This is a genomic window from Streptomyces bacillaris, from assembly GCF_003268675.1.
Classification (GTDB): domain Bacteria; phylum Actinomycetota; class Actinomycetes; order Streptomycetales; family Streptomycetaceae; genus Streptomyces; species Streptomyces bacillaris.
Genome location: NZ_CP029378.1, coordinates 7,881,583 through 7,888,441, shown reverse-complemented (window position 1 = coordinate 7,888,441; position 6,859 = coordinate 7,881,583). Strand labels below are relative to the sequence as shown.

The window sequence follows — 6,859 nt, the reverse complement described above, 5'->3', positions numbered from 1 at the left end:
ATAGGGCCGGTGTCAGGCGGCCCAGCCGATCGAGGAGACGTAGCTGTAGCCGTCGTAGTCCGAGCCGATCAGGTCGAGAATCTCGTCCCACACCGCGTCCAGCTCGGCCAGGTCGTCGTCCATCCACGCGTCCACGGCCCGGTCCCAGACGCCGCGCACGTTGACGCTGCGGGGGGCCAGGTCGCGCCGGTACTTCTGCTCCACCCCTGCCTGGTTCACCGGGTTGATCTCCACCCGGGTCCCGCGCCCGCCGTTGTTCAGCCGCGCCTTGAGATCCGCGGCGACGTTGCGGCGGCGCAGATCCCAGTACGCCGCGTCCAGCCGGGCCAGGTTCGCGCGGTTCGGGGTGCGTTCCTCCGCGAGCCAGGCCATCAGGGTCCGGGGGAGACGTGGATCCCGGCCCGGTCCATCGCCTCGTACCCGCGTCGGACTTGGTGAGGTAGTTCAGGCGGCGGCGAGCCCGCGCTCGCTGTCGACCGGCGAGGCGATACCGCGCACCATCCCTTCCATGGCGATCCCGAGCGCCTCCGCCCCGGCGCTCCGGCCGCCCCGTACTTCCCAAACTCCATCCACCGCCCGGCCATCAGCCGCCCACCTTCCCGACCAGGTACTCACCGGACGTCTTGCCGTCGCCCTGCTTGATCTTCAGCTCGGACACACCCCGCCCTCGGTGAACACCTGCCTCCAGTCCCCACCGGTGACGTGCAGCTCGTCGGTGTTCTTCAGCGCGACGACCTCCAGCCCGGCCTGGTGGGCCTTGTACGCCCGGCCGCAGTGCAGCGCGTACGCCTGGGAGTGGATGTTGTGCATCCAGTCGGGCGGACCATCTCCCGGTTGTGCTGCGACTCCCCCATGGTGCTCACGAATTTCGAGTACATGGCCTTGACGTACTCCAGCAGCAGCCGGTCCCCCGCCTTGATCGCCTCCGACCGGGCGGTCACCAACAGCTTCCTCAGGGCGTCGAGGAAGTTCTCGGTCGCGCCCGACGTCCAGGACTCGTGGACGGTGGGCGCCTGGGTGAGGCCCCACTTGGGGCCGGACAGGCGCAGCAGGAGACGCAGGGTGGCGTCGGTGATCCACAGGGCTCCGGGCTCGTCGCGGTCCCCGAGCGGGCTGGGCAGGTGTGGGTGGGTCCAGGGGCGGGGTGACCAGGTGGACCCCGGACCGCTTCGGACCGACCCCGTCCGATCCGCTGGTGTGCTCCAGCTTCCCGATCGGCAGCCACACCTTCAGCGCCGACAGGTAGGCGGCGTTGACGTCCAGGGCGGTGACCTTGACGTCCCGCTCGGCGGCGCGCATCGAGTAGGCGGGGTTGGTGTAGTTGGGGCGGGCCTCCCAGATCTGATCCGGCTCCTTCTTCGAGGGCTTGTGCAGGATGTCGGGGAGCGCCGGGTAGGCGGTGTATTCGTAGCGGGCCGTGGCCCGCGTCTGGTCGAACAGGTGCATGGCGTCGGGGATCGCCCTCGCGGTCAACGCCTTCAGCGCGGCGTCCTCGTCCCGCCGGCGCGCTCGGCCTCCTGCTCGACCGCACCCCGGATCAGGCCCATCAGGTCAGCCTCCGCACGCGCGGCGCTCTTGGACCGGCGCTGGGGCGGGTCGGCACCCGGGCCGCGACCGGCGACGCCACGGGGGGAACCGGGGCCGGGGCCGCAGCGGCGGGCACGGAGGCAGGTGTGGGGGTGGGGGCGCCGGGGGTGCGGCCTGAGGGCGTACGGGGGCGGGGCGCTGGCACAGGCCCCCGGAGTGGAGCGGGCGGCCGTCGGTGGACTGGAACGTCGTCTCGACGCCGCAGCGCACGCACGGGCCCGGGTCGCCCTCGATGGCGAGACCGTCCGGTCCGCGCAGCGTCACCAGCCCGGTCAGCGCGGCCGGCACCGCGACGGCGGGCGTCTCGGCGGCGGCCGGTACGGGGGCGGTGCCGTACGGCCGGTCGTTGAACAGCGCCCCGATCGGGTTGTCCGCCGGGTCGACCGGGGCGGGGTGAAGCTCGGCCAAGCCCTCCAGCAGGCGCAGGTAGGGCAGGCGGCCCGGCGGGGTCGGGTCACTCTTCCCGCTCTCCCAGGCAAGGACCGTGCCGCGCGCGACACCGACCGCGGTGGCGACCTGGGCGCGGGTCAGCCCGGCCGCCTCACGCAGCCGCAGGCGCTCCTCCGGCGGCGGCATCGCCTTGGCGAGACGGGCCTCTTCGAGCAGCGATTCAACGCTCACTGGATCAGTCATGAGACAAGTGTATCAGCACTGATCTAGATTCGATGCTAGATTGTGCATCAGACGTACCGCATTTGGGCAGCGCGTAGCGAGGAGCATAGGGGTATGCAGCAGACACCGCAGGCGAACGGGTCCGGGATCACCCTCCGGCCGCACCAGGTAGAGGCCGTCGACCGGATCGTGTCGGGCCTCTCCCTCCCGGCCGACGGGGCGCTGCCCGCAGGCGGGCTGCGCGGACAGGTCCACATGGCCACCGGGACCGGCAAGACGGTCACGGCGGCCGTCGCCGCGCTCCGGCTGTGCCCGAACGGAGTGATCGGCGTGCTGGTCCCCACCCTGGACCTGCTGACGCAGACGATCGAGGCATGGCGCCGGGCCGGGCACAACGGCCCGGCCGTCGCGGTGTGCTCGCTCGGCGCGGACCCGCTGCTGGAAGCGCTCGGCGTGCGGTGCACGACCAACCCGACCCAGCTCGCCCTCTGGGCGTCGAGCGGGCCGATGCTGGTGTTCGCGACGTACGCCTCCCTCGCCGGGCAGGGCCTGGCCGACGACCAGGACGACACCCCGGACGCGGCCGCGCCGGGCGTGCTGGAACGGGCGCTGCGCGGCTCCTACGGCCAGAAAATGGCCCCTTTCGACCTCCTGGTGGTCGACGAGGCGCACAGGACATCGGGCGACGGCTCGAAGGCCTGGGCGTCCGTCCACCACCAGGACCGCATCCCCGCCGCCCGCCGCCTCTACATGACCGCCACCCCCCGCTCTGGGAAGCGGGCCCGCGTACGACCGAGGAGAAGGCCGACGGCGGCCAGCCCGGCGCGGACGGCGGGGAGGTGCTGGGCGGGCGGCTCGTCGCCTCGATGGACGACACCACCCTGTACGGGCCCGTCCTCCACGAAACCGGCCTCATGGAAAGTGTCGAGCGAGGGATTCTCGCGCGGTTCGAGGTGGACGTGCTGGAGATCCGCGATCCGTCACCGCTCAGCAAGGACGCCTCCTTGGAGGAGCAGCGGGGCCGCCGGCTCGCCGCCCTCCAGGCCGCGCTGCTCAAGCACGCCGACGAGACCGGCGTCCGCTCCTACATGACGTTCCACAGCCGGACGCTGGACGCGATGAGTTTCGCCCGCGCCATGCCGGAGACCGCCGCGCGGCTGCACGCCGCCGACCCCGCCGCCTACCCGGCCCGCGTCGGGGCGGAGTGGCTCTCCGGCGAACACCCCGCCACCCACCGCCGCGACGTCCTCACCCGGTACGCCGACGGCATCGACGCCGAGGGGTGGGTCACTGAACTCGGCTTCCTGGCGTCCTGCCGGGTCCTCGGTGAGGGGGTCGACATCCGGGGCAAGCGTGGCGTCGGCGCGGTGGTCTTCGCGGACACCCGCTCGTCGCCGGTGGAGATCGTGCAGATCATCGGGCGGGCGCTGCGCCAGGAACCCGGCGACGGCAAGGTGTCCCGCATCATCGTGCCCGTCTTCCTGGAGCCCGGGGAGGACCCCGGCGACATGATGGCGTCCTCCAGCTACCGCGGCCTGGTCGCCATCCTCCAGGGGCTGCGCGCCCACGATGACCGGGTCATCGAGCGCATGGCGCTGCCCACCACGACCGCGCGCGGACAGATCACGTCCGTGCTCGCCCTCGACCCGCAGGCCCCGGCCGCCAAGCACGACGACCAGGACAACGAGCAGCACGGCGAGGACGACGGCCAGGAGCAGGACGAGGAACGGGAAGCCGCGGCGGCCGGCACCGACGATGACGGCGGCCACGAACAGGGAGGCGTTGAAGAGGGTGGGGAGGACCAGGACGAGGACGACGCCTCGCCGGGTATCGCGCCTCTCACGACGCCGCTGCTGCGGTTCTCCCTCCCCCGCGACCCCGAAGCCGTCGCCCTGTTCCTGCGCACCCGCGTCCTGCGCCCGGACAGCGAAATCTGGCTCACCGGCTACAACACCCTGCGGACCTGGGTCCAGGAACACGGACACGCCCGCGTCCCCAGCGACACCACGGTGAAGTCGGGCGACGACGGCGACACCTACGCACTGGGGAGCTGGGTCAGCGAGCAGCGCCGCGCGTTCCAGGCCGGGACGTTGAAGGCGTGGCGGGTGGACCTGCTGAACGAGGTGGGCATGGTCTGGTCGGTCGGTGACGCGGGGTTCTGGAAGAACTTCGGTGCTGCCCGCTCCTACTACGCCGTCCACTCCACCCTCGCCTGCCCGAGGAACGCGGTCTGGGACGGGGTGGCGCTGGGGCAGTGGCTCAGCAACCTGCGCCGCCCCGGCGGGCTCGGCACCGACCCCGCCCGCGCCGAGGAGCGCCGCCGCGCCCTGGAGGCCATCGATCCCGAGTGGAACCCCGGGTGGCCGGTCGACTGGCAGCGCCACTACGCAGCCGCCCGCGTCCTGCTGGCCGAGGAACAGGGCAGCGTCGAACTGCTTCCCGGCGTCACGGTCAACGGCGTCGACGTCGGCACCTGGACCACCCGCCAGACCGCCCCGGACGTCTGGGACACCCTCAGCCCCGAGCAGCGCGAACGCCTGGAGGCCCTCGGGCTCAAGCGCCGGACCGACACCGCTCCCGCCGCCCCGACGGCGGCCGGGAAGGGCGGCAAGGGCGCGGCGTTCGAGCGGGGTATCACCGCGCTCGCTCAGTACGTCCAGCGCGAGGGACACCTGAAGGTCCCCCGCCAGCACACCGAAACCGTCCTCATCGACGGACAGGAACACCAGGTCCAGGCCGGGGTGTTCCTCTCCAACCACAAGAACAGGCGCGCCAAGCTGAGCGCCGAGAAACTCGGCGCCTTCGCCGCACTCGGCCTCGACTGGACGCAGGAGACCACCGCATGAACAGCGAGGAGCGGATCGCGGCGATTCTCTCGGACCCCGAGGTACAGCGGCTCGGAGCCCTCATCCGGCAAGAGGAATCCCGCAGCGGCCAAGAACTGCGCAGCGAGCTACAGGTCTTCCAGGACCGGTACGAGACCGCCGTACGCGAGGGCGGCACCGCCGTGCTGGCCCGGGTGTGCGAGGGCAAGCACGGCCGGTGGGGACGGATCTGCGTACAGGACACCGGCCACGAGACCCGCACACCCCACTGGGGCCTCACCCCCGACGGCGCACCGGTCGCCTGGATCGGCACCGCACCTGACGACGACTGACCCAGCACCCCTCAGAAGAGGGGCCTGGCGCCGGTAGCAGGGATGCCACCGGCACCAGGGGTCCGAGCCGTACTCCCGGGACCCGGACCTGTCCCGCACACTCCATGTCGGCACGGTCTGCCAGCACCCTACCGGCGGCGCGGAGGGTCAGCGGCTCCTCAGGCCGCGACGAGGGCTCCCCAGGTAGCAGGTCTTCCAGCCTCTGCCCGTCCGCGTGATCAGCCCCCACTCTTCGAGGCGGCCGAGCTGATAGGCGACCGAGCTGGTGGAGGAGAGGCCGACCCGCTCACCGATCTGCCGGATCGTTGGGGCCTGCCCGTGCTCGACGATCCAGGACCGGATCACGCGCATGATCGCCTCCTGCCGCTCCGACAGGTCACCGCCGTACCTCACGCCGCGCCCCGGGCCCGGCGGCCGTCAGCGGCCCGCTGCCGCAGCTCAACCCGCGCCGCAGGCGTACGGCCCGCCGGAGTGGCCCAGAACGGATGCCAGTGAGCCTTTTCCAACCTCACACGGATGCGTGGTGAAGGACGAGGACGGCCTTCACGATGTTGGTGATGCGGTTGGTGCTGCAGCGGAGTTTCCGCAGGAGCCGCCAGCCCTTGAGGGTGGCCATGGCCTGCTCGCCGACACAGCGGATTTTGGCGTGGGTGGTGTTGTGGCGGCGCTTCCATCGCTTGAGGCGGCGGCCCCGAAACGGGACCCGTACGGGCCTGCCTGCTCCTTGGTACGCCTTGTCCGCCCAGCACTTGACGCCCGCTGCGGCGAGTGCGTCGATGATCCCGTGCTGTCGAGCGGCGGTCAGATTGTGGGTGGAGCCGGGCAGAGCCGGCGAGACCCAGAGCAGACGGCCGAACGGATCGGTGAGGACCTGGACGCTCATGCCGTGGCGTTTGTGTTTCCCGGAGTAGTACGGGGTGTCGGCGGCGATACGGTCGATGGGCAGCAGGGTGCCGTCGAGGATGGCGAACGCCTTCGTCCGGATGGTCTTCATCGCCTCGGTCAGGGGCGGGGCGAGGGCGGCCAGGGCCTCGATGGCCTCACGGATGTAGCGGTAGACGGTTGCGATCCCGATGCCGAACCCGGCCGCGAGCTGGGCGTAGGTGTCGCCGCAGCGCAGGTGGGCCAGGGCGAGCAGGGCCTGCCGTGCCACGGGAAGGCGCCGCCAGCGTGTCCCGATCTCCTGTCGCCTGGCTGTGAGTTGTCCGGACAGGAACCGCAGGGTGCGGGTGGACAAGTCGATCGAGGACGGATAGACAAGCACGCGAAGCTCCTGGCGGACACGGGTGATCTTGGTCGAGAACTCGTCTACCAGGAGCTTCGTCGTTGCGCAGGATGGTCCAACACGCGGTCAGTGCCGCCAGGTTGGAAGAGGCTCACTATTCTCGAACAATCCTCATCGCGCCCGGAGTCGTGAAGCCCGGCAAGCTCCGGGTACGCCAGCCGGGCCGTCGGCATGCCCGCGAGCGCCACGGGCCGCAACAACACTGTCAGCTCCGTTGC

7 protein-coding genes and 1 pseudogene are annotated in these 6,859 nt (G+C 71.5%); 3 read left to right on the top strand and 5 right to left on the bottom strand.

The genetic code is table 11. The features are described from left to right. Positions 1-12 precede the first annotated feature (12 nt). The 3 genes and pseudogenes from DJ476_RS34335 to DJ476_RS35970 all read right to left on the bottom strand — a co-directional run bounded on the left by DJ476_RS34335 (position 13) and on the right by DJ476_RS35970 (position 2,220). Positions 13-584 (bottom strand): annotated as a pseudogene (locus DJ476_RS34335) (transcriptional regulator). Positions 585-645: 61 nt separating this feature from the next. After that, on the bottom strand, positions 646-810 hold the full coding sequence (locus DJ476_RS35975) for a hypothetical protein (protein ID WP_318294859.1): 165 nt from the start codon (positions 808-810) through the stop codon (positions 646-648). A gap of 741 nt (positions 811-1,551) precedes the next feature. Next, positions 1,552-2,220 carry a helix-turn-helix transcriptional regulator gene (locus DJ476_RS35970; protein ID WP_318294858.1) on the bottom strand — a complete coding sequence of 223 codons (669 nt, stop codon included), beginning with the start codon at positions 2,218-2,220 and terminating at the stop codon, positions 1,552-1,554. A gap of 93 nt (positions 2,221-2,313) precedes the next feature. Here DJ476_RS35970 and DJ476_RS35965 point away from each other — a divergent pair, with 93 nt between their 5' ends. Genes DJ476_RS35965 through DJ476_RS34320 form a run of 3 tightly spaced genes read left to right on the top strand, consistent with a single transcriptional unit; the run spans position 2,314 to position 5,356 of the window. Next, positions 2,314-3,291 (top strand): DEAD/DEAH box helicase family protein, encoded by a 978-nt coding sequence (locus DJ476_RS35965; protein WP_318294857.1) that lies wholly within the window; start codon positions 2,314-2,316, stop codon positions 3,289-3,291. After that, entirely contained in the window at positions 3,288-5,045 is a 1,758-nt protein-coding gene (locus tag DJ476_RS35960) for a helicase associated domain-containing protein (RefSeq protein ID WP_318294916.1), read from the top strand. The genes DJ476_RS35965 and DJ476_RS35960 overlap by 4 nt, the downstream gene beginning before the upstream one ends. After that, positions 5,042-5,356: a hypothetical protein gene (locus DJ476_RS34320; protein ID WP_112492387.1), complete on the top strand. Its 315-nt coding sequence runs from the start codon at positions 5,042-5,044 to the stop codon at positions 5,354-5,356. Before DJ476_RS35960 ends, DJ476_RS34320 begins: the two co-directional genes overlap by 4 nt. 147 nt (positions 5,357-5,503) lie before the next feature. Here the strand turns inward: DJ476_RS34320 and DJ476_RS34315 are convergent, their stop codons facing one another. Then, positions 5,504-5,749, bottom strand: a complete 246-nt coding sequence (locus tag DJ476_RS34315) for a LexA family protein (protein WP_318294856.1) — start codon at positions 5,747-5,749, stop codon at positions 5,504-5,506. 115 nt (positions 5,750-5,864) lie between these two features. After that, positions 5,865-6,620 carry a transposase family protein gene (locus DJ476_RS34310; RefSeq protein WP_112492386.1) on the bottom strand — a complete coding sequence of 252 codons (756 nt, stop codon included), beginning with the start codon at positions 6,618-6,620 and terminating at the stop codon, positions 5,865-5,867. Positions 6,621-6,859: the final 239 nt, after the last annotated feature.